The sequence below is a fragment of the Micromonospora narathiwatensis genome, assembly GCF_900089605.1.
Classification (GTDB): domain Bacteria; phylum Actinomycetota; class Actinomycetes; order Mycobacteriales; family Micromonosporaceae; genus Micromonospora; species Micromonospora narathiwatensis.
On sequence record NZ_LT594324.1, the window covers coordinates 3,092,261 to 3,114,480 of the forward strand.

19 protein-coding genes are annotated in these 22,220 nt (G+C 72.2%); 7 read left to right on the plus strand and 12 right to left on the minus strand.

Annotated features, from left to right (window positions below; genetic code table 11):
- The 7 genes from GA0070621_RS13275 (at position 1) to GA0070621_RS13305 (ending at position 8,674) form a co-directional block, all read left to right on the plus strand.
- A complete protein-coding gene (locus GA0070621_RS13275) occupies positions 1-1,596 on the plus strand; it encodes a class I adenylate-forming enzyme family protein (RefSeq protein ID WP_091195231.1) in 1,596 nt (531 codons plus the stop codon).
- Positions 1,593-2,396 carry an SDR family NAD(P)-dependent oxidoreductase gene (locus tag GA0070621_RS13280; RefSeq protein ID WP_091195234.1) on the plus strand — a complete coding sequence of 268 codons (804 nt, stop codon included), beginning with the start codon at positions 1,593-1,595 and terminating at the stop codon, positions 2,394-2,396. The genes GA0070621_RS13275 and GA0070621_RS13280 overlap by 4 nt, the downstream gene beginning before the upstream one ends.
- The gene (locus tag GA0070621_RS13285) at positions 2,393-3,811 is read left to right on the plus strand and encodes an aldehyde dehydrogenase family protein (protein ID WP_091195238.1); all 1,419 of its coding nucleotides are present in this window, start codon (positions 2,393-2,395) and stop codon (positions 3,809-3,811) included. Before GA0070621_RS13280 ends, GA0070621_RS13285 begins: the two co-directional genes overlap by 4 nt.
- On the plus strand, positions 3,808-5,211 hold the full coding sequence (locus GA0070621_RS13290) for a UbiD family decarboxylase (protein ID WP_091195241.1): 1,404 nt from the start codon (positions 3,808-3,810) through the stop codon (positions 5,209-5,211). The genes GA0070621_RS13285 and GA0070621_RS13290 overlap by 4 nt, the downstream gene beginning before the upstream one ends.
- Before the next feature lie 152 nt (positions 5,212-5,363).
- A complete protein-coding gene (locus GA0070621_RS13295) occupies positions 5,364-5,681 on the plus strand; it encodes an ArsR/SmtB family transcription factor (protein WP_091195244.1) in 318 nt (105 codons plus the stop codon).
- Positions 5,682-5,946: 265 nt separating this feature from the next.
- On the plus strand, positions 5,947-7,278 hold the full coding sequence (locus GA0070621_RS13300; RefSeq protein ID WP_091195247.1) for an FAD-dependent oxidoreductase: 1,332 nt from the start codon (positions 5,947-5,949) through the stop codon (positions 7,276-7,278).
- Between the two features lie 166 nt (positions 7,279-7,444).
- Positions 7,445-8,674, plus strand: a complete 1,230-nt coding sequence (locus GA0070621_RS13305; RefSeq protein WP_091195250.1) for an acyltransferase family protein — start codon at positions 7,445-7,447, stop codon at positions 8,672-8,674.
- Positions 8,675-8,903: 229 nt separating this feature from the next.
- Here GA0070621_RS13305 and GA0070621_RS13310 read toward each other — a convergent pair whose 3' ends face one another.
- The 12 genes from GA0070621_RS13310 to GA0070621_RS13365 form a co-directional block, all read right to left on the minus strand.
- A complete protein-coding gene (locus GA0070621_RS13310; RefSeq protein ID WP_091195252.1) occupies positions 8,904-9,506 on the minus strand; it encodes a hypothetical protein in 603 nt (200 codons plus the stop codon).
- The gene (locus GA0070621_RS13315; protein WP_091195255.1) at positions 9,503-10,567 is read right to left on the minus strand and encodes a glucose-1-phosphate thymidylyltransferase; all 1,065 of its coding nucleotides are present in this window, start codon (positions 10,565-10,567) and stop codon (positions 9,503-9,505) included. The genes GA0070621_RS13310 and GA0070621_RS13315 overlap by 4 nt, the downstream gene beginning before the upstream one ends.
- 69 nt (positions 10,568-10,636) lie before the next feature.
- Positions 10,637-11,638 carry a quinone oxidoreductase family protein gene (locus GA0070621_RS13320; protein ID WP_091195258.1) on the minus strand — a complete coding sequence of 334 codons (1,002 nt, stop codon included), beginning with the start codon at positions 11,636-11,638 and terminating at the stop codon, positions 10,637-10,639.
- Positions 11,638-11,904, minus strand: a complete 267-nt coding sequence (locus GA0070621_RS13325; protein ID WP_091195260.1) for a ubiquitin family protein — start codon at positions 11,902-11,904, stop codon at positions 11,638-11,640. Before GA0070621_RS13325 ends, GA0070621_RS13320 begins: the two co-directional genes overlap by 1 nt.
- 14 nt (positions 11,905-11,918) lie before the next feature.
- Positions 11,919-12,785, minus strand: coding sequence for a formylglycine-generating enzyme family protein (locus tag GA0070621_RS13330; protein WP_091195263.1), 867 nt, complete (start codon positions 12,783-12,785; stop codon positions 11,919-11,921).
- 116 nt (positions 12,786-12,901) lie between these two features.
- The gene (locus tag GA0070621_RS13335; RefSeq protein ID WP_231921050.1) at positions 12,902-14,116 is read right to left on the minus strand and encodes an aminotransferase class V-fold PLP-dependent enzyme; all 1,215 of its coding nucleotides are present in this window, start codon (positions 14,114-14,116) and stop codon (positions 12,902-12,904) included.
- A gap of 593 nt (positions 14,117-14,709) precedes the next feature.
- Positions 14,710-15,126 (minus strand): SgcJ/EcaC family oxidoreductase, encoded by a 417-nt coding sequence (locus GA0070621_RS13340; protein WP_091195271.1) that lies wholly within the window; start codon positions 15,124-15,126, stop codon positions 14,710-14,712.
- Positions 15,127-15,161: 35 nt separating this feature from the next.
- Positions 15,162-16,343, minus strand: a complete 1,182-nt coding sequence (locus GA0070621_RS13345) for an acyl-CoA dehydrogenase family protein (RefSeq protein WP_407940336.1) — start codon at positions 16,341-16,343, stop codon at positions 15,162-15,164.
- A gap of 129 nt (positions 16,344-16,472) precedes the next feature.
- Complete coding sequence (locus GA0070621_RS13350) at positions 16,473-17,270, minus strand: helix-turn-helix domain-containing protein (RefSeq protein WP_091195276.1); 798 nt, start codon at positions 17,268-17,270, stop codon at positions 16,473-16,475.
- An 838-nt stretch (positions 17,271-18,108) separates the two neighbouring features.
- Positions 18,109-19,122, minus strand: a complete 1,014-nt coding sequence (locus GA0070621_RS13355) for an enediyne biosynthesis protein (RefSeq protein WP_167666869.1) — start codon at positions 19,120-19,122, stop codon at positions 18,109-18,111.
- Positions 19,119-21,038 carry a CRTAC1 family protein gene (locus GA0070621_RS13360; RefSeq protein ID WP_091195279.1) on the minus strand — a complete coding sequence of 640 codons (1,920 nt, stop codon included), beginning with the start codon at positions 21,036-21,038 and terminating at the stop codon, positions 19,119-19,121. Before GA0070621_RS13360 ends, GA0070621_RS13355 begins: the two co-directional genes overlap by 4 nt.
- Positions 21,039-21,467: 429 nt before the next feature.
- Complete coding sequence (locus GA0070621_RS13365; protein ID WP_091195282.1) at positions 21,468-22,157, minus strand: MerR family transcriptional regulator; 690 nt, start codon at positions 22,155-22,157, stop codon at positions 21,468-21,470.
- Positions 22,158-22,220 lie beyond the last annotated feature (63 nt).

Here is a 22,220-nt window from a genome sequence, read left to right on the forward strand (position 1 = left end):
ATGGACATCGGACGGATGTTGGCGTGGAGCGCCGAGCGCCACCCGCATCGGCGGGCCGTCGGCGGGGCGCGGCCGATGACCTTCCGCCAGTGGGACGCGTACACCAACCAGCTGGCCCGGGCGCTGGCGGACCTCGGGGTCCGCCGCGCCCACCGGGTGGTGCTCCACATGGGCAACGGGACGGAACTGGCCAGCTGCTACCTGGCGGTGCAGAAGCTCGGCGCGGTCGCGGTGCCGCTGTCCACCCGGTTCGGCCTCGCCGAGGTCGAACACTGCCTGCGGGACTGCTCCCCCGCGCTGGTCGTCACCGACGCCACCACGTCCGATCTGTCCGCCCAGGCACGGGCCGCGCTGCCCGGCCCCCCGGCGTCGGCGCACACCGGTGACCCGGACGACGCGGCGCCGGGCAGCGTGGCCCTGGCGCCGCTCGTCCAGGGCCAGCCCGACGGGCCGCTCTCCGTCGGCATCGTCGACCGCCAACTGAGCGTGCTGCTCTACACCTCGGGCACGACGGGACGCCCGAAGGGGGTTCCCCGGACCCACGCCGCCGAGCACGCCGCCACCGTGGCGCACGTCCTGCAGTCCGGGCAGCGCGGCGACGACGTGACGCTCGGCGTGATGCCGCTGTTCCACACCATGGGCGTACGCACCCTGCTGGCCAGCGTCCTCACCGGCGGCACCTGGGTGCCCCAGCGCCGCTTCGACGCCGACGAGTCGTCGGACCTCATCACCCGCGAGGGCGTCACCGCGCTGTACCTGGTGCCCACCATCTACTGGTCGCTGCTGCGGACGGGCCGGCTGCCCGAGCTCACCTCGCTGCGCCGACTCGGGTACGCCGGGGCGCCGATGACCCCGGACCTCGCCGGCCGCCTCGTCGAAGCCGTCCGTCCCCGGTCGTTCGTCAACCACTACGGCAGCACGGAGATCTTCACGTTCACCGTGGAGCCGGACGTGGCGGCGCGGCCCGGCAGCGCCGGACGCGCGGGTCTGTTCTCCCGGGTGCGCGTCATCGCCACCGACGAGGGCGCCGGACCCACGGACGTCGTGGCGCCGGGCGAGCCGGGCCAGGTGATCGCCTCGATGGACTCCCCCGAGGCGTTCGCCGGCTACTGGAGACGCCCGGACGCCGACCGGACGGCGATCCGCGGCGGCTGGTACCACACCGGCGACCTCGCGATCCGCGACGAGGACGGGAACCTGTGGTACCAGGGCCGCGTCGACGACATGATCATCTCCGGGGGCGAGAACATCTACCCGGCCGACATCGAGGCGGCACTCGCGGCCTGCCCCGCCGTCGCCGACAACGTCGTGGTCGGGCTCCCCGACGAACGGTGGGGGCAGACCGTGACGGCGTTCGTCGTCCCCCGCACCGGGGCCGACCCCGCCCGGGCCGTCCGGGAGGTGCAGCACTTCATCCGCGACTCCTCCGGGCTGCCGTCGCTGAAACGCCCCAAGCGGGTGATCGCCGTGGACCGGATACCCCGCTCCCCCGTCGGCAAGATCCTGCGTCGGCGGCTCACCGGCGGCGGCTACGACGCCCTCGCGGACACCGCCGCCGGGCCCGGCGCCCCTGACCGAACGGAGACGACCCGATGAGCAACCTCCCGGCGAGCGCCGCGCCGGCCCCGGCCGGTCTGGCCGGCCGTACGGTCGTGGTGACCGGGGCCGGCGCCGAGATCGGCGGCGCGTACGTGCGGGCCTTCGCGGCCACCGGCGCGAACGTGGTCGCCGTCGACCTGCTCCGCACGGCCCGGCAGGCGCTGGAGACGACCCGTACGGCGAGCCGGACCGGGCCCGGGCGGGCGGTCTTCGCACCCGCCGACGTCACCTCGCAGTCCGACTGGCAGCTCGTGGTGGAGCGGACGATCGCGGAGTTCGGCCGCCTGGACGTGCTGGTCAACAACGCCGCCGTCTACCGGGCGCTCAGCGGCAAGCGGCCGCTGACCGAGCTGGTCGTCGAGGAGTGGGACCAGGTGTTCGCGGTCAACGTCCGGGGCACCTGGCTGGGCATCAAGGCGGTGGCCCCGGCCATGGTGGACTCCGGCGGCGGAAGCATCGTCAACGTGTCCTCGGTGGTGGGGCGTACCGGCGCCGTCGGTTTCGCCCACTACGTGGCCTCCAAGGCGGCGGTCGAGGGGCTGACCCGCGCGGCGGCCCGGGAACTCGGCGAGCACAACGTACGGGTCAACGCGGTCGCCCCCGGCCTGGTGGACAACGACGCCAGCCGGACGCTGAACACGGAGACGTACCTCGCGGCGGCGGCCCGCGCCCGGTCCCTGCCCCGGCCGATGCAGGCCGACGACCTGGTCGGCGCCCTGCTCTGGCTGGCCTCCCCGGCGTCGTCGTTCGTCACCGGCCAGACGGTCGTCGTCGACGGCGGGCAGGTGTTCACATGAGGCCCGAGGCGGCGGCGACGGGGGAAAGCCACGCCCGACCGGTCGACCCGGCGACCCTCGTCCCGCTGTCCCCGGTCGCGGTCACGGCCACCGCGGAACTCGACGAGGCCGCGGCGCGGGCCGACGCGGCGCTGCGCGGCCCCTGGGCGACCGACGGCCGTCGCCGCGCCGCCGTCCTGCACGGGTGGGGCGAGGCGCTCACGGCGCACGCCGACGAGCTGGCCGAGGCGCTGGTGACCGAGACCGGCAAGACCGTCGCCGAGGCCCACCAGGAGATCCGGGCCTGCGTGGACGCGCTGACCTACAACGCGGGACTCGCCCGGCACCTCGGCGGCGTCGCCGGCACCCTGCCCGACGGCACCGTGGCGCACGTCGCGCGGCAGCCCGTCGGCGTCACCGCGTTCGTCGTCCCGTGGAACTGGCCGATGCTGCTGCTCCTGCGGGATCTCGCGCCGGCCCTGGCCGCCGGGGTGACCGCGCTGGTCAAGCCGGCGCCGCAGACCACCCTCGTCACCGGCCGGGTGCTGGCTCTCGGCCGCGCGGCGGGCCTGCCCGACGACGTCGCCCACCTCGTCGTCGGTGGGCCCGAGGTCGGGCGCGCCGTCGTCGCGCACCCGCTGGTGCGGGCCGTCGCGTTCACCGGTTCGACCGGGGTGGGCACGGAGATCCTGCGGGCGGCGGGGACCGGCATGAAACGCACCCTGCTCGAACTCGGCGGCAAGGGAGCGCTGGTCGTCTGCGCCGACGCGGACGTGCCGGCCGCGGTCGCCGCGGCGGTACGGGCGGCGGTGGTGACCGCCGGGCAGATGTGCATGGCCTGCACCCGCGTGCTGGTGGCCCGGCCGGCGTACCGGGACGTGCTCGAAGGGCTCACCGACGGGCTGGACCACGTCCGGGTCGGCCACCCCGGCGACCCCGCCACCGGCATGGGGCCGCTGGTGTCACCGGCGGCCGGCGAACGGTTGGCGCGGACGCTGGCCGACGCGCGCGCACGACACGAGGTGCACGGCGGCCAGCGCGTCCACCTCGACGGCCTGCCCGGGTACTTCGTGCGGCCGGCCGTCGTCTCGGCGGTGACACCGGAGTCGCCGGTCGTCCAGCGGGAGCTGTTCGCGCCGGTCGTGACGGTGGAGCCGTTCGACGACGAGGCCGAGGCGGTACGGCTGGTCAACGCGACGGAGTACGGCCTGGCGGCGAGCGTGTGGACCCGCGACGTGCACCGCGCGTGGCGGATCGCCCGAGGCATCGAGGCGGGCACCGTGTGGGTCAACGGCTACAACCACTCGTACCCGGAGACCCCCAGCGGAGGCTTCAAGTCCTCCGGCGTCGGCCGCACCCGGGGGGTGGCCGGGGTGGAGCAGTTCACCGAGCTGAAGCACATCCACTTCGCCGTACCGGCGGGTGAGTCGTCATGAACCCGCCCGCCGTGTCCCCGGACCCACCGTCGCGGTGGCCGGCCGAGCAGAACCTGCGGTCCTGGCTGTCGCACCTGGACGCCCGGGGCCGGCTGGGCCGGGTACGGTCGCGGGTGGACCCCGACCAGGAGGTCTCGGCGGTTCTGGAGCGCCTCGACGGGCGACGGTCGGTGCTGTTCCGTGACGTGGCGGGCGCCGAGTTCCCCCTCGCCGGGAACCTGGTGCTCAGCCGCGCCGACCTCGCCGAGGCGATGGACTGCCCGGCGCCGGAGACCACGACCCGCTACCTGGCCGCGCTCACCCGACCGCGCCCCTGGGCGCCGGTGCCCGACACCGAGGCGCCGGTGCTCACCCACCGGCTCGACGGCGACACCCTGCTGTCCCGCCTGCCGCTCACCGTGCAGCACGAGCACGACGCCGGCCGGTACCTGACCTCGGGCCTGCTCGTCGTCCGGGACCCGGCCACCTCCGCGACGAGCCTGTCGATCAACCGGATGCTGGCCGTCGGCGAGCGGAACCTGCGCACCCTCGTGCTGCCCGGGCGGCTCCGGCGGATCCTGGCCGCGACCGAGCGGCGCGGGCTCGACCTCGACGTGGCGATCGTGGTGGGCGTCGACCCGCCGCTCGGCCTGGCCAGCCAGGTGCCGGGCGCGGGCCGGACCGTGGACGACCTCGAGGTGGCCAGCGCCCTGCGCGGCACGCCGCTGCCGGTCACCCGCTGCCCGGCCAACGGCCTGCCGGTGCCCGCCGACGCGGAGTTCGTCCTCGCGGGGCGGTTCCGCGCCGCCGTGCGGGAACCGGAAGGGCCGTTCGGGGAGTTCCCCCGCACGTACGGGCCCAGCGCGCCGGCGCCCGTGATCGAGCTGACCGAGGGTTGGCACCGCGGCGCGGCGGTGTTCCAGACGATCCTGTCGGGCGGCCGTGAGCACTTCCTGCTCGGCGGGATACCGCGCGAGGCCGCCCTGCTCAGGACGCTGCGCCAGGCGCATCCCGACGTGGTGGCCGTACGGCTGACGGAGGCCGGGTCGTGCCGGCTGCACGCCGTCGTGTCCGTACGCGAGGGCGCCGACGGGTCGGCGACGAACGTCCTGCTGGCCACGCTCGGCGGCCCCGGCGCGGTCAAGTACGCGGTGGTCGTCGACGACGACGTGGACATCCACGACGACGAGCAGGTCGGCTGGGCGCTGGCCACCCGGGTCCAGGCGGACCGGGACGTCCTCGTCGTACCCCGGGCCGCCGGCAGCGGCCTCGACCCGTCCGCGTCCGCCGGGGTGACGGCGAAGCTCGGCATCGACGCCACCGTTCCGGCCGACGGCCGGCACCGGCACGCCCGGATGCGGGTCCACCCCACCCGGCCCGAGTGGATCGAACGGTTCCTGGCCGAGGCCGCGACCTCGTGATCGCCCGACCGCCGGCCGTGCGGGCCGGCGGTGCCGCGCCGGACACCGGCGTGGCCCTCCGTCGGCGACCGGGCGTTCGACAGCCGTCCGGCCGCCCCGACCCCCAAGACGGAAGGTCAGCACCTGTGGCAAGCGACGATCTCAGTCGAATCATGGCGGCCCTGGCCGACCCGACCCGGCGGGCCATCCTCTCCCGGCTCGCCCACGGCGAGGCCAGCGTCACCGAACTGGCCGCCCCGTTCGCGATAACCATGCCCGCCGTGAGTCGGCACCTGCGGGTGCTGGAACAGGCGGGTCTCGTCCGGCGACGGCAGGACGCCCAGCGGCGTCCCTGCCGGCTCGACACCGGTCCGCTGCGGGCCGCCGCGGCGTGGCTGCGAGAACTCGTCACCGAGGCGGGCGACGGGCCCGACGGCCCGTCCGGGGAACATCGTCAACCGCCCGACCCGGCACCCGGCGCCGCGCGTTGACGGCATTCGACCGGCGGCCTTTTCGGTCGCAATTTCCGGCGACCGCGCAACCGCATTCCCGGTCCGCCGTCGAATCGCCGTACCCACCCGCCACCAGCAGGTCACGAGGCCAGCAAGGGCAGGCAGGGAGATGCCCGGCGACCGCCCCGGCTGGAACGATCCCACACAGAGCCAGCCTGGATGTCGGTCCGACGCCGCCCAGGTGCCGAAATGGTTTTCCGCGACGTCGCCGAAATCGTCCATCACGTAAGGGAGACGACCGTTCATGAGCAGATTCGTCGGAGAACGCGCCGTGGTGCTGGGTGGCAGCATCACGTCGCTGTTCGCCACCAGCGCGCTGTCCGAAAGCTACCGCGAGGTCGTCATCGTCGACCGCGACGAGCTCCTCGGGGTACGCGAGGCGCGTCGCGGCGCGCCCCAGGCACGCCACATCAACGGGCTGCTGGCCCGGGGCGCCCGCGCCATGGAGGAACTCTTCCCCGAGATCACCGCGCAGATGATCAGCGCCGGCTGCCCGCAGACCGACCTGTCCGGCACGGTGCGGTGGTACTTCAACGGCAAGCCGCTCAAGCAGATCCGGGCCGGGCTGACCAACGTGGGCGCCCGCCGCCCGATCATGGAGGCGCACCTCCGGGAGCGGGTGCAGGCGCTCGGCAACGTCACGTTCATGGAGCGGTACGACATCACGGGCCTGGCCACCACGCCGGACCGGTCGACGGTGACCGGGGCGCGGGTGCAGCGGCGCGACGGCGGCGCGGAGGAGACGCTGGAGGCGGATCTGGTCGTCGACGCGACCGGCCGGGGCTCCCGTACCCCGTTGTGGTTGGAGGCCATGGGCTACCCGCGCGTCGAGGAGGAGGGCACGAAGATCGGCCTGGGCTACGTGACGCGGCACTACCGGCTGCGTACCGACCCGTTCGGCACCGACCACTCGATCATCGCGGTGGCGAACCCGGTGCTGCCCCGCGGGGCCATCTTCACCAAGACCGACAGCGGCCTGGTGGAGCTGACCGCGTACGGCCTCCTCGGCGACCACCCGCCCACCGACCCGGACGGCTTCAACGCCTTCGTGAAGACGCTGGCGGCCAAGGAGATCCACGAGGCGATCATCGAGGCCGAGCCGCTCGACGACCCGGTGCTGTTCCGGTTCCCGACCACGCTGCGGCGCCGCTACGACCGGATGGACCGGTTCCCGGAGCGGCTCGTCGTGCTCGGCGACGCCGTGTGCACCCCCAACCCGGTGTTCGCGCAGGCGCAGAGCCTCGCCGCGTTGCAGGCCCTGGCGCTGCGGGACGAGCTGCGGCGCGGGGTCACGCCGAACTCGCTGGAGTTCACGCGGCAGGTGGGCCGGATCATCGACCCGGCCTGGGACATGACCGAGGGCATCAACCTGAGCTTCCCCGGCGTCGAGGGCCAGCGCACCCCCATGCTCAAGCTGGTGCAGGCCTACATGTACCGGGTCCAGGTCGCGGCCACCCGCGACGCCGCCGTCACCGAGCAGTTCATGCGGTCGGCCGGCCTGGTCGACCCGCTGGAGGCGCTGATGCGTCCCAGCATGGTGCTGCGCGTGCTGCGCAACTCGCGCGCCGCTGCCTGAGCACCGGCTACGTCGTCCCGCCCGCCGGCGGGACACCGAGGCCAACGGGTGGGCGCCGACCCAGGCCGGTCGGCGCCCACCGTCGCCTCTCCCGTCGCACATCGCCCCAGTTCCCGACCGTCGGTCGGCCACCGACCGACGTCGCCCACCCGGAGGTGCCAGCAAAATGACGATCACACAACCCGGAGCGCGGCCGGAGAGCCCGCCAGGGCTCGGAGAACGCTCCCGCCTGCCGTCCCTGACCGGGCTGCGGGCGCTCGCCGGCCTGTCGGTGTTCATCACGCACGGCATCGCGCTCGGCCTGTTCACCGACCCGAACGTGATCCTCAACTACATCCACTACGGCGCGAACGCCGGAATGTTCGGTCTCGGCTTCTTCTTCGTCCTCACCGGCTTCGTGGTGACCTGGACGGCGTCGTCGAAGGACAGCGCCCGGCAGTTCTGGCGTCGCCGCTTCTTCAAGCTCTTCCCGAACCACGTGGTGGTGTACGCGATCATCCTCGCCCTGTGGATCCCGACCGGCGTGCCGATCAAGGCGTTGGAGGCCCTGGCCGGGCTGTTCCTGGTCACCTCCTGGTTCCCGTCCGAGTCGTTCCTGTTCAACAATCTGAACGGTCCGATGTGGTCGGCGAACATCGACGTGCTCGCGTACGCGGCGTTCCCGCTGCTCTACTTCCTGGTCAAGAAGATCGCGCCGAGCCGGCTGTGGGCCTGGGCGATCGGCGTGACGGCGCTGTCGGCGCTGGTCCCGGTGATCGCCAACGCGTTCCTGCCGGACCACCCGCCGTCGATGGTCGCCCCGGAGGTCTCCTGGCCGCGGCACTGGTTCGGTTTCTACTTCCCGCTGACCCGGGCGTTGGAGTTCGTGGTCGGGATCCTCATGGCGCGGATCGTCCTCACCGGCCGGTGGATCGGGCTGCGCGCACTCCCGGCCTCCCTGCTGGCCGTCGGGACCTACCTGGTCACCCTCGACGTGCCGATCTTCTACGGGTACACGTTCGTCCCGCTGATCCCGATGGCGCTGCTGATCCCCGCCTTCGCCACGGCGGACGTACGTGGTCAGCGGACGCTGGTCAACAGCAGGCTGATGGTGTGGCTGGGCGAACGGATGTACGCGTTCTTCGTCATCCACGTCACCGTGCTGTTCATGGTGCACGCGGCGTTCAGCGGCGAGAACGGCGTGGTCGGCATGTACGACCGTGTGACGTTCGACCTGGGCACCGGCATCCTCGTGTTGATCGCGACGTATCTGGTCTGCCTGGTCCTGGCGTCGATCCTCTACGCGGTGGTCGAGCAGCCGATCATGCGCCGGTGGGCCCGGCCCCGACGGCGCGGCGAACCGAACGGCGGCGTGGTGGGACCGCTGCCCGGCACCGCCGGCGGTCGAACGACCTGAGGGGGCCGGACGGCGGACCACGGCGCCTGCGGCGCCACGCGACCGACGGCGGCGATGCCGCCACGACAGGGGTCGAGCCCGGTGCACGGGCGCGGCCCCTGTCCTCGTGCCCCGGGTCGGGCCGGGCGCCGGCCGGACGTGGGCGCCGTCACGGGTGAACGGGCCGTCGGAAACGGTCCGGCCGCCCGGTGGTGTCCGGGCGGCCGGTCGGTGCGGACACGAGGCAGGGTCAGCCGTCGGTCAGGAACGCCAGGGTCACCGGCGGCAGCTCCGACCGCCGGCGCACGACGAGGGTGGCCACCCGCAGCGTCCCGGAGACGTACACCAACCAACCCGGCCGGCGCGGCGGAGCGATCACCAGCGGGACGCTCGTCGGCAGCCGCAGCGCCCGCAGGCAGCGCAGCACGGCGTCGGTACGACAGGCGGCGGTGTCGTGACGCTCCCCGGCGAGGCCCATCGCCTCCCGGGCCAGCGCGGCGTGCTCGGCCAGCAAGCGCTCCCAGTCACCGAGGGGACGCGGGCGTACCGCGGCGACGTCGCACGCCAGCCGGCCCGCGCCCGTCACCTCCAGCGTCAGTCCGTCGCCCGTCGCCCGCGCGGTGCTCGCCCCGTCGGGCTGCCGGCGTCGGCCGGCGGAGGCGGCGGGCACGGCGGCGGCCGGCCAGTCCACCGGGACCAGGTCGCCGGTGGGCCGCACCGTGGCGGTGAGTTCGACACCGAGCAGGTCGTGCAGCGCCGCCGTGACCGCGGACGACACCGTGGACGGCCCCGGCGGCGCGGCCGGCCGCTCCGGGAACGGTCGCGGGGCCGGCGCGATCGACGGCGCGCTCACCCGGGCACCTCGATGCGACTGTGGTCGCCGGAGACGATGCGGTAGCCGGCCTGGCGGTCACCGCATCCGACCTCGGCGGCACGGCCGATGATCGAGTCGGTCAGCCGGATCACGCCCGAGATCCGCGCCCCGTCCATGACCACGGAACCGGACAGTTCGCTGCCCCGAATCACGCAGTCACGGCCGATCGCGGTGTAGGCCCCCACACGGCTGTCCTCGATCACCGAGCCGGCGCCGACGATCGCCGGCCCCGCAAGGTGACTGCGGACGACTCGCGCACCGGGCTCGATGTGCACCCGGGGGCCGACGACGCTGAACGGGTCGACGTCCCCGCCGCGTACCGCCTCGATCGTCGCCAGCAGACGTCGGTTGCCGGCCAGGACGTCCTCGCTGTCGGCGATGTCCCGCCAGTACCCGGCGTACTCGGTGGCCCGGACGATCACCCCCTGGTCGACGAGCCACTGGACCGCGTCGGTCAGTTCCAGCTCGCCTCGCGCGCTGGGCCGGATCGCGTCGACGGCGCTGTGGATCGCCGGGGTGAGGAAGCACGCTCCGATGAGGGCGAGGTCACTGCGCGGCCGGCGGGGCTTTTCCACCAGGCGGACGACCCGGCCGTCCCCGTCCAGCTCGACCACGCCGTACGGGCGCGGGTCGGCGACCTTCTGGACGAGCAGGTGGGCGCCGCCTCCCCGGCGGCGGAACTCCGCGGCCCCGTCGCCGAGGCCGTCGGGCAGCAGGTTGTCGCCGAGGTGGAGCAGGAAGTCGTCGTCGCCGAGGTACGGCCGGGCGACCCGCACGGCGTGGGCGAGCCCGCGCGGGGCGTCCTGCGGCAGGTAGGTGATGGTGACGCCGTGCTCGGCGCCGTCCCCCAGCGCCTGCCGGATCTGTGTCGCGTGGTCGCCGACCACCATGCCCACCTCGGTGATGCCGAGATCGCGGACACCGCGCAGGACGTGTGCGAGCAGTGGCCGGTTGGCCAGCGGAACCAGTTGTTTGGGCAGCGCGTGGCTGACCGGCCGCAGGCGGGTGCCTGATCCTCCGGACAACACCAGGGCCTTCATGGGCTTCTCCCATCGGTTCGGGCGCCGGATCACGGTCGGGCCGGCCAGGTCGGCCGGCCCGAGCGTGGGTCAAGGCACGAGCAGGATCTTGCCGAGCGTGCGGCGGGAAGCCAACTCCTCGTGGGCCGCCGCGGCGGCCGCGAGCGGGAAGACGGCGTGGACGCGGACCCGCAGTCGACCGGCCAGCACGTCGTCGAAGACGGCCGAGGCGCGCCGGCGCACACGCTCCGGGGTGCGGTCGTAGTGGCTCAGCGACGCCTTGGTCAGGAACAGGGACCCGTACGAGTTCAGCAACTGCGGGTCGACCGGGTCGACCGGCCCGCTGGCCTGGCCGTAGAGCACCATGGCGCCGCCCGGTCGCAGGCAGGTGAGCCCGTCGGCGAAGGTGTCCCGGCCGACCGCGTCGTACACCACGTCCGCGCCCCGGCCGCCGGTGAGTTCCCGTACCCGGCCGGGGAAGGACGTGGCGCGGTAGTTGACGACGTGGTGCGCGCCGGCGGCCAGCGCCGCCGGGATCTTGTCGTCCCGGGACACCGTGCCGATGACGGTCGCGCCGAGCCCGGCGGCCAGCTGGCAGAGCACTCCGCCGACGCCACCGGCGGCCGAGTGCACGAGGCAGACGGCACCGTCGGTGAGCGGATACACGTCCGTGGTGAGCAGGTGCGCGGTCATGCCGTGGATGAGGATCGCCGCCGCGTCCGTCAGGCTCATGCCGTCGGGCACCGGCACCAGTCGCGTCGCCGGCACCACGCAGTGCGTGGCGTACGCCCCGGGCTGTCCCATCCAGGCGACCCGGTCCCCGACGGCCACGCCGGCGACGTCGGCGCCGACCCGGAGCACCGTGCCGCTGCCCTCGATGCCGGGCGTGAAGGGCAGGGACACCGGGTAGACGCCGCTTCGCTGGTACAGGTCGACGACGTTGACGCCGGCAGCGGCGACGCGGACGAGGACCTCGCCGGCGGACACCTGCGGCAGGTCGGTGTCGCGCGGCGTCAGGACCTCGGGCGGCCCGTACGCGTCCAGGACCACCCGCCGCGCCCCGGCGGGCGACGGCGGATCCCCCGTCGCCATCAGCCGCCCGCCATCGGGGAGATGATGGTGACGACGGTGTCGGGACCGACCGTGGCGCCGACGCGCTGGTGGCGGGGGATCATGTCGTCGTCGAGGCAGATGTTGAGGTAGCGCAACGGTGTGCCGTCCGCGTCGAGCAGCCGTCGGGCGAACTGCGGATGACACGCGGCGAAGTCGCGGATGACCTCGTCCAGCGGACCGGCTGTGCCCTCGAAGTCGGTCCGGCCCTGGGGGGTCCAGACGGCGGGCACCACGATTCTGACCATGTCTCTCCTCGGTGCTAGGCGTCGGCCGCGCAGCGGAATCCGTGGGCGAAGCTGGACCACCCCTGGGGATCGCCGTGCATCCGCTCGCTGCAACGGACCTGGTAACGGAAGTTCATCCACGAGCCGCCCCGGATGACGCGGTAGCGACCCATCGCCATCCGTACGGTGGGGTCACATCGGACGGTGTCGTCGTAGAGGCGGGACACGGTGGCGGTCCACTCGTAGACGTTCCCGGCCATGTCGGCGCAGCCGAAGGGGCTGTCGCCCCGTTCGGAGAAGGAGCCGACCGGCGACGTCCGGGGCACCGGGCCGTGCCGTCCGCACTCGGCCCGCCACCACTGCTGCCAGGCCGGCAGCGAGGTCAGCGGACCGGCGTGCAGCTCGGCGGTGTTGGCCGCCTCGACGTCCCACTCGTCGCCCCACGGCCAGACGCGGAAGTCGGGGCCGCGGGCGGCGAACTCCCACTCCGCCTCGGTGGGCAGCCGCCTGCCGCACCACGCGGCGAACTCGTTGGCGTCGTTCCAGGAGACGTGGACGACGGGGTGGTCGTCGAAGTCACGGCTCTCGGTTCCCGGGCCGCCGGGCGCGCGCCAGGTGACGCCGGCGCGCTCCGCCCAGCCCTGTTCGGTGTAGACCAGACCGAAGCCGCGCCGCTCCGCGTCCGTGCGGTAGCCGGTGTCCCGTACGAACCGGGCGTACTCGCCGACGGTGACCGGGAACCGGTCGATCCGGAACGGCGCCACGACGGTGGTCACCTGAGGGGTCTCGTCGGCGAACCACAGGCGGGGCAGCGGCTGGTCGGCGGCATCGAGCCAGTCGAGCACCCACGGCGCGGTTCCCTGCCGGAACATTCCACCCGGTATCCGGCGCATCTCACCCATCGCATCCAGCCTTCTGCCGCCGGGCGCCGTGGCCCCGGTCCGCGTCCTGGATCAATCCTTCTGTCGGCCCCTGGCCGGTGCACCTCTCGCTGTGCCCGGCAGGTTGGTGGCGGCCGTCAGCGCGTCCGCCGGCCCATGCTCCGCACGGCGCCGGCCAGCGCGTCGATGTCGTCGCGGTCGGTGTATAGGTGCAGGGACGCCCGGACGGTGCCGGGCACCCCGTACCGACGGCAGACGAGCGCGGCGCAGTGGCGGCCGACCCGTACCTGGACCCCGTGGGCGTCGAGATGCCGTCCCACCTCGTCGGGTTCGAAGCCGTCGAGCACGAAGGAGATGACCCCGCCGCGGTCGGCCGTACCGGTCGGTCCGAGGATCCGCACACCCGGTACGTCGCCGAGGACGTCCAGCGCGTAGCCGGTCAGCTCCGACTCGTGGCGTCGTACCTCGGCCATGCCGACGGCGCCGAGGTAGTCGACGGCCGCGCCGAGGCCCACCGCCTGCACGATCGGCGGCGTGCCGGCCTCGAACCGGGCCGGCGGTGGCCGGAAGGTCGCCTCCGTCAGCTCCACGGCCGCCACCATGCCGCCGCCGGCGAGCATGGGCGGCAGGGCGTCGAGGAGTTCCGCACGCCCCCACAGCGCCCCGATCCCCGTCGGTCCGCACATCTTGTGGCCGGTGAAGGCGAGGAAGTCCACGCCGAGCGCCCGTACGTCGACGGGCCGGTGCGGAACGGACTGGGAGCCGTCGAGCAGCGTCAACGCGCCCACCTCACGAGCCCGCGCGACGAGCACGTCGACCGGGTTGGCGGTGCCGAGGATGTTCGACACGTGCACCCAGGCGACCAGCCGCGTCCGCTCGTTGACGATGGTGTCGAGGTCGGTCAGGTCCAGCCGCCCGTCCGCGGTCAACGGGACCGACCGCAGCGTGGCCCCGGTACGCCGGCACAGCAACTGCCATGGCACGAGGTTCGAATGGTGCTCCATCTCGGTGACGACGATCTCGTCCCCGGGGCCCAGCCGCAGCCGGGGATCCCCGACCTGGCGGGAGTCGCGCCCGACGAAGGCGTGCGCGACGAGGTTGACGGCCTCGGTGGCGTTCCCGGTGAAGACGATCTCCCCGGGGCGGGCGCCGACGAACGCGGCCACCGACGCCCGGGCGGCCTCGTAGGCGACGCCGGCCTCCACGGCGAGGGTGTGTGAGCCGCGCCCGACGTTGGCGTGGTGTTCACCGTGGTGGCGCCGCATCGCGTCGAGGACCTGCTCGGGAACCTGGGAGCTGCTCGCCGAGTCGAGGTACGCGAGGCGGCGTCCGGCGAGCCGGCGGCGCAGCATGGGAAAGTCCGCCCGTACGCGTTCGATTTCGTACCGCCGCCCGGTCACCGCCGGGCCTCCCGGCCTCCGGCCCACCCGGTCGGGCGTACGGGGGCGACCCGCGTGTGGCGCCCCGGGCCGGTGGCCGGGGCCGCACACGTACCGCCCCGGACCGGTGCTCCGCCTCTGCGGGACGTGGTGGGCATCGTTTCTCCTCCGAGGTTCCTCACGGCAGGGGTGGGGCCAGGGCACGCCCGTGGCGCTCCGCCGGTGCGTCTGAGGCGACCCTGCCACCGCGTGCCGGTGTGGGCACCTCTCCCCGTGCGGGGCGGGGGGCCTTGTCGGGGCGCCGGCACGCACGATCCCGGCCGACCGTGGAGAGCATCGCGGAAGATGAATCAATGACATCGATCGGATGCAATGAGATCAGGCCCTGTCGGCAGTAGATGACTGGTGTCGGCAGGTGCACGAAGGGGGCGGGCGGCAGCCGCCCCCTTTTCTCGTGGGCAGGCGGTCGCGGGCGCGGGTCGGCGGCCGGCCGCCGAACGGCAGACGGCCACCGCGCGTACCTCCGGACTGGCCGGACGACGCGCGGTGGCCGTGGTGGGAAGCGGTCAGGCGTTCCCGGCGGGGCTGTTCTGGTACGCCGCGAGGTGCCAGGCGCCGTCGCGCTTGACCATCAGCCAGGAGGCGCGGATCGCCCGCTCCTGGGCGACGGCGGTCTCGCCGGGCAGGAGCACCCCGCCCTCGGTGAGCACGAGGGCGACGTCCGCGCTGAGGAAGCGGACGTCGATGGGCTGCCCCGTGACGTTGGTGCCCTGGTAGGGGCCGGCGAAGGCGTCCCGCATGAAGGCGACGATGGCGTCACGACCCTTGAGGTACAGGTCCGGCAGGATCATGGTGCCGTCGTCGACGAAGACCGCGCCGAAGGCGTCGGCGTCGCCCTGGGCCCAGGCCGACACGATCCGGCCGGGAAGGGCGGCCACGCCGGCCTGGTCGATCGGGCTGGGACGGAAACTTGCGCTGGTCACTGTGGTGCTCCTCCTGGGTTGGGACCGGGTGCCGGTCAGACGTAGAGGGTGTTCGGCTCGAGTCCGCTGAGCAGACGGCCGTACAGCTCGGTGTTCGTGTTCGGGTGCATGAGCGCGTGCAGGCTCAGCGCCTGGATGTCCCGCTGGATGCGCTGGATGGGGACGTCGAGGTAGATGGACGACCCGCCGCTGGCGTTGGCCAGCGTCTCGACGGCCTCCCGGGCCCGCTGGACCGCCGCGCCCATGTCGGCGCGCGCGAGCACCCGCTCGTGGATCGTCCACGGGGCCTGCTCGGCCGCCTTGCGGTCGACGAGCGCGGCCAACCGGTGGGCGTGGAACTGGGCCTCGTCGACCCGCATGGCCGCGTCGGCCAGCTGGAGGTGCGTGATCGGCGCCTCGCGCTGGCTGGTGTAGTTCGTGTACGTGATCTTGCGGTCGGCGAGCCGCTGGGTGAAGGCGTCCAGGGCCGCCCTGGCGAGACCGAGCGCGACGCCGACGGACGAGGCGGAGGCGACCGGGAGCAGCGGAGCCTGGTAGATCCCGCTGGACTGGTTGGCGTGCGAGACGCCCTGCCCCTGCAGGACCGCGCCCAGCGGCAGGAACCGGTCCTGGGGCACGAAGAGGTCCTGGGCGACGGTGCTGACGCTGCCGGTGCCCTTCAGGCCGGCGGTGTGCCAGTCGTCGACGATGTGCAGGTCACTGGTGGGCACCAGGGCGAGGACCGGCATCGGCTCGGCCTCCGGCGCGATCAGGACGGCGATGACGGCCTGCCACTTGCTGTGCAGCGCGCCGGTGATGAAGCCCCACTTGCCGTTCACCACGATGCCGCCCTCGGCGGGCGCGGCCATGGCGCTGGGGCTCAGCGTCCCGCAGATGAGCGAGTCGGGGCTGGCGAACACCGTGTCCTGGACGTGGTCCGGGAAGTGGGACGCCATCCAGGTGGGGATCCAGTAGACCGAGGCCGTCCACGCGGTCGATCCGTCGCCACGGGCCAGCTCCGCGGCGACGTCGACGAGGGTACGGGTGTCGCACTCGTAGCCGCCGTACCGCTGCGGCGTCCGCAGCCGGAAGATGCCCGCCTCGGCCAGCGCGGCGACGGCGTCGTCGTGGACCCGCCGGTTCTCCTCGTTCCACGTCGCGAACTTCCGCAGCGTCGGGACGAGTTCGGACGCTCGGCGCACCAGCTCGGCGCGTCCGGGTAGGTCATTGCTCAACACATGCCTCCTTGAGAGATCCGGCTCGGATGAGCCGAGACAGCGGCACTCTCCGTCGCGGGCCGTCGCGGTGCCGTCGACGGTGAGCCACATTCATGAACATCCGTCACGGATGTTGCGGCGCCACGACGCTCACGCGGCGCGACCGACACCGACACCGCCACCCCAGCGGGATCGGCGCACGGTGGCGACGGTGCGTACGTCCGGCAGCGCCAGGAGCATCGGCGGGTCGCAGAGCCGGGCGGGCCCGAGCCGCACGACGACGTCCAGGGTCTGCTCGGCACCGATGTGGAACGGACCGTGGCAGCCGAACAGCGCGGCCGTCTCCCGCCTGGTCCCGCCGTCGCCGCCGAGACCGGGGCCGAGGCCGTGGCAGAGCAGGTACCAGGTGCCCTCCGGCACCTTGTCGAGCACGAAGCGGCCGGGGCCCGCGAGAGTGGCGCAGCTGACCGGGCGGCCTTCGGGTATCCGGCTCTTGAACAGACCCATGAACACCACCTCGATCGCCGCCGACGAGCAGGCGGAGACGACACCCGAGACGACCCCGCCGGCGCCGGCGGCGGCGTCGTCCGGCTCCGCCGCGGCGATGGAGCGCAGGACGCCACCGCGCCGGCGGTACTCGGTGGGCGGCAGGCCCACGCTGCGGGTGAAGCGGGAACTGAAGGTGCCGACGCTGTTGTACCCGACATGCACGCTGATGTCGGCGACGTTCATCGACGTCGACAGCAGGAGCGACTTCGCGCGCTGCAGGCGCAGGGCCGACAGGAATCGACCTGGCGAAACGCCGGTAACCCGCTGGAAGACCCGCGTGTAGTGGAACTTGCTGAACATGGCGGCACGCGCCATGTCGTCCACGGTCAACTGCTCACCGAGGTTGTCCCGCATCAGCATTATGGATCGTTCGACAGCATCAACGAAATGGCTGCTCATTATGCCCTCCCCAGCCGACGACGCGCCGAATTACCGACATCTGCCACGGCGAGGAATACACAGGACTCCGGCCCGTGGAATTGTCGGGAATTCACCGGCCGCGCTCGAACAGACTCCACGCCGGTAACAATTCCTGAGATGATCTGCGGTGTACGCGGGACCTGAACCCGTTCGGTTCGGGTCGACACCTACCCCGTACGAATCCGCATCAGGAGCTGCCGCTGCCGAACCGGCCACCGCCCCGCGTACGGCGGTTCGGCGCCGGATGACTGACGCCAGATGACGGACACAAGTATTGGCGGCCCATCTTCCGCTCCCCCTTGGACTCCGAATGTCTTCGCACTTGCGAGTGCGGTAATCCTCGCGTTACGGAGAAGAGTCGAGCATCTTGAAAAGTGCGGTCAATCCCGCACGCTCGAAGAAGCGCGCGGTGTCGAATATCACGCCTGGCCGCCCACGGCGCCGGAAAGGCACGCCCATCACCGTGACAACGAGTCATGCGCGCGAGCGGGGATCCCCTAATTGGTCCCGGGGCGTCGCCGCCGCACGTGAACGCTGCGTTAAGGCATTCGCGTGGCGGAAGCGGGTGGACACCCCTCCGACGTAACAGAACGTGCTGCTGCGGCATACGGGATTGCCGTGTCCGACGTCCGCACGTCATCGACGGTCGGTCACCGCTTGACGGCAGCCAGCGACCGGAGGGCGAACGTCTCATTAGACAACACGTCGACGCCGATCGCCATAAGCAGTGCCGTGGGTGCTCCGGTCTAGTGCTCCGGTGCTCCGGTGCTCCGGTCGCGCCGGCCGGGACGGGCTCGCCGTCCCGGCCGGCGCCAGGTCATGCCCTTGCCGGATCGGTCGCCGGCACCGGGCCGGCGAGCCGGCCACCCGTCCGCGCGGGTCGGCGGAGCCAGATGAACCACCACATGAGACCACGGGCGAGACACACGATGGTGACCGCGAAGAAGGTCGTGTAGACGACGTTGAGCGCGAGCAGGACGCCGTAGACCGCGGCGACACCGGAACCGAAGGCGAACTGGTTCCAACCCTTGGTCGGCGTGGTACCCGGATCGGTGATCATGTAGTTGGTGAACAGGACGAAGGCCACCCCGGTCATCGGCACCAGGGCGCCCCACAGCGCCACGTCGAGCGTCCAGTGCCGGACCAACGCCTGGATCACGAAACCGCCGACCCAGCCGAGGATGAGCGGCACCTTCTTGGTGAGCATCGCGTTGAGGACGGTCCCGGAGGTGATGATGACCAGCGGAATGACGATGCTGATCGCCTCCGGGACGTGCTCCGTGAAGTGATACGGCGGCGCGACGTTCACCCACGGGAACAGCAGCAGGGCTGCCGAGATGCCCAGGTTGGACGGGTTCATGAAGTGCCGCATCCGCCCGTTGATGGGTGCCCGGAGGATGGCCTTCTGGCCGATGGCGACCAGGACCGCGAACGCGATCGGCCAGAACCGGTCATTGGCGTAGAGCAACATGTTCGCCGCGAGGGCGGTGATGTGCGTCGGTAGCAGGAACTCGTACATTCCCCGCCATCCGCGGCCGGAGAACTCCGGCGGGCGCCGGTACGCGGCGGCGGTGATCACCTCGATCAGGATCTCCGCCGCGTAGCCGATCAGCAGCGCGAGGATGGGCCAGGCCCACGGCTGCTCGAATCCGAGCACGGTGTAGCCGAGGATGTTGAAGATCGTCATCGACAACGCGAAGTTTCGCAGCGCGATGTAGCGCGGGTCCTTCGGCGCCGCGGGCGCCACCGGCTTCCGTACGGGCGGGTCCCCGCCGGCCCGCTCGGGACCCGCCCTGTGGACCGACCTGTCGATGGACTGCGTGCTGCTCATCGCACCCTCACCTCCCGTGCCTGATCGGTGAGCATCAGGCTGTGCCAGCCGCGGGTCATCTCCCGGGTCTCGGTGTGGACCACGCCGTCGAGGTCACGCCAGGTCACCTCGACGGAGACCGGCTGGTCGCCGATCTCACCGAGGCCGAAGAACACGTCGAAGCTGCGCTTGCCGGAGTGGCCGCCGCCGCCGTCGAGCTGGGCCAGCCGGGTACGACCGTCCGGGGTCCGGACGCGGACCTGGGCTCCGTAGGCCGGCGTCCCGATCGCCTCCGGCGACGCGGCCGGCCGGTAGAGGCGCAGACCGACGAAGTCACCCGGGTGGGCGATGGTGTTGCGGTAGAAGCTGGGTTGACCCCACTGCCGTGCGACGGCGAAGTCCTGGGTGCCGTTGCCGTCGACGTCCGCGATCGCGACGCCCCGGCTCGGCGTGTCATCGCCCATGCCCAGCTCCGTGGCGAGGTTGACGTAGCGACCGTTGCCCTCCGGCGTCCAGAACGAGATCGGTTGGGATCCGGCGATGTCGTCACCCGGCTTCGCGTTCGGCCACATGCCGGGGTTGCGCAGCATGAGGTCGTTGGCCATCGCCAGTTCCTGAAGCCAGGCCCACCTGTTGAGGCTGCCCTTGATGAAGCCGTTGGCCTGGATCACCTCGACTTCGCCGTTGTTGTCGAAGTCCGCCATCTTCGCGTCCCAACCCCAGCCCGACCAGGCGAGGTTGCGTTCGGCGGCCTCGTTCTCGTACGGCGCCCGGCCGTCGCGCAGCATCTGCCCCGCCGCCTGTGGGCTCGACGCGGTGTTGCGCCAGACGAACGTGCTCTCCTCAAGCCCCCACGAGGTGGTGATGTTGCTGACGAACGCGTCGAAGCGTCCGCTGCCGTGCAGGTCACCGAATTCGACGGACATGCCCTTGAACGAGTCGTGGCCCAGGACCAGCGACTTCGGCGTGAACGCGTCGCGCTTGCCCTCGACCAGCTCGAAGCGGATCTGGCCGGGCACGGACCGGTTGTGGAAGAAACGGTCGTTGCCGAAGTCGTTGGCGAGGTACAGCTCCGGCAGCAGGTCGCCGTCGAGGTCGGCCGACGCCGCGCCCAGGGTCCAGCCGGTCGCCACGGCCGGGTCCAGCGCCTTCTGCTCGGTGTAGGTGACCGACGGTTGCTTGCCGCTCTGGGCGGCGGTCCAGCGCAGGATGTGCGCCCCGCCGGCGTTGCGGGCGTGCGACATCGAATGGTTCATCTGCACCCCGGCCAGCCCGTCCGGGTCCAGCACGGCCGAGTCGGGGAAGTAGTTGAAGACACCGATGTCCACGTGCCCGTCGCCGTCGAAGTCCGCCACCGCGACGGCGTTGGTGTTCCACAGCGGCCCGTGATAAACGCCGTCGCCGCCGTTGAGGTTCGGGACGAGCTCGGTCGGCCGGAAACTCTCCGGGCTCAGGGGCGCGCCCGTGCCCCGGTTCATGAACAGCACCGGCGTACGGCCCCAGTAGTAGACGAGCAGGTCCATCCAGCCGTCTTCGTTGAAGTCGCCGGGGACGCACCCCATCGGGGCCATCGCCCCGTGCACCGGCAGCGGCGCCGGTTCGAGGACGAACGGCTGGTACACGTTTCCGCTGCCCGGCGCCGGCGTGACGATCACACTGTCGCTGCGCGTGTCGACCAGACAGATGTCGTTGGCGACACCGCTGGCGTCGAGGTCGTTGACGGCGATCGCCGCGCCGACGGAGGACACCCAGGAGCGGATGTGGTCGTACTCGGGGTTGACCGTGCGGACGGTGCGCTGGGGCAGGCCCGGCGGCAGGACGATCGGCAGCTCCGTGAACGAGAACTGAGCGGCCAGTCTGGATCGGTCGGTCGGGGACGCTGACGGCAGCCGTGCGAGCAGATAGGTGGAAGCCAATAGGATGGCTACCACGAGCATGGGTATCAGGCGGCGTAGAATGCCGACCGGTTGCGAGGCCAACGGCTCCCCCTCGGAATCGGCAGCGCCCTCGCGCTGCACCAGAAATGCGACTGCTCGGGACGGTCGGTCAGTTCTGCCGCATTTCGGGGACGGCCGGATACAGCGCCCGGGAGGCGCGATCGGAGTCGTCGCCGTTTTTTACGGCAGCCAAGGATCACCGGTAGGACTCACCGGTGTTTCATCGGCTCCGGAGGGACACGTGACGTGCCCTGGGAACGATGACCGCACCATCGGAGTGGTCCCGAACCACCATCATCATGGCTGACGACCCGAATCAGTTCTTCTTGCATGTTGCGGGCCCGGCGGATCTGATCCTGATTGGTGACGGCGCTGTCGGACGCGGTGGCGCATTTCGCACTTTCGTTTTGCGTCCGACAGCGCCGGACATCACGTCGGCTCGGCGCCGACCCGGTCAGCCGCCCGGATGAGGTGCTCGCGGGCCAGCCGCCGCAACGCGGCCATCGCCGCCTCCAGCAGCACGACCCGCGCGATCAGGGTCGCCCGATCGTTGTCGGACTCCACGCTCGACGGCAGCGACGCGGCCTCCAGGGTGGTCAGACACATCGCCGCCTCGGCGTACGGCGCGAAGACGCTCACGTCGGTGTCACCGGTCAGCCGCTCCAGGGCGGTGAGCACCCGCGCCAGCGTGTGTCGGCCGGGTGAGTCGCCGGCGACCCGCCAGCCCAACACGTCGATGAAGGAATCGATCCGGGCGGCCGCCCCCTGCCGCTCCGGCATTGCCAGCAGACTCGGGTCCTCGGCGAAGAGAGCGTCGTTGATCACCGCGCAGAGGCCGGCGATCTGCAGGCCCCGGCTGTCGACCGCGTGCAGGACCTCGCGGACCGAGGCGAGACTCAACCTGCCCACCGCGGTCAGTGTGCGTATCAGCATCAGCCGGGACAGATGCCGCTCGTCGTAGTTCAGATGCCGCCCGCCGGGCGCGGTCCGACCGGGCGGAAGAAGCCCCTCCCTCAGGTAGAATTTGATGGTCGGCACCGGAAGTTCGGCACGGCGACTCAGCTCCACGATCTTCAATCGGATCCCACCGTACGTCTGGTTCACGAGTTTGGCCGGCATTCGGCGATAGGACACTGTTGCCCGGTTGTGTCGTACGGCAGGGCTCACCCCCCTCGACCAAGA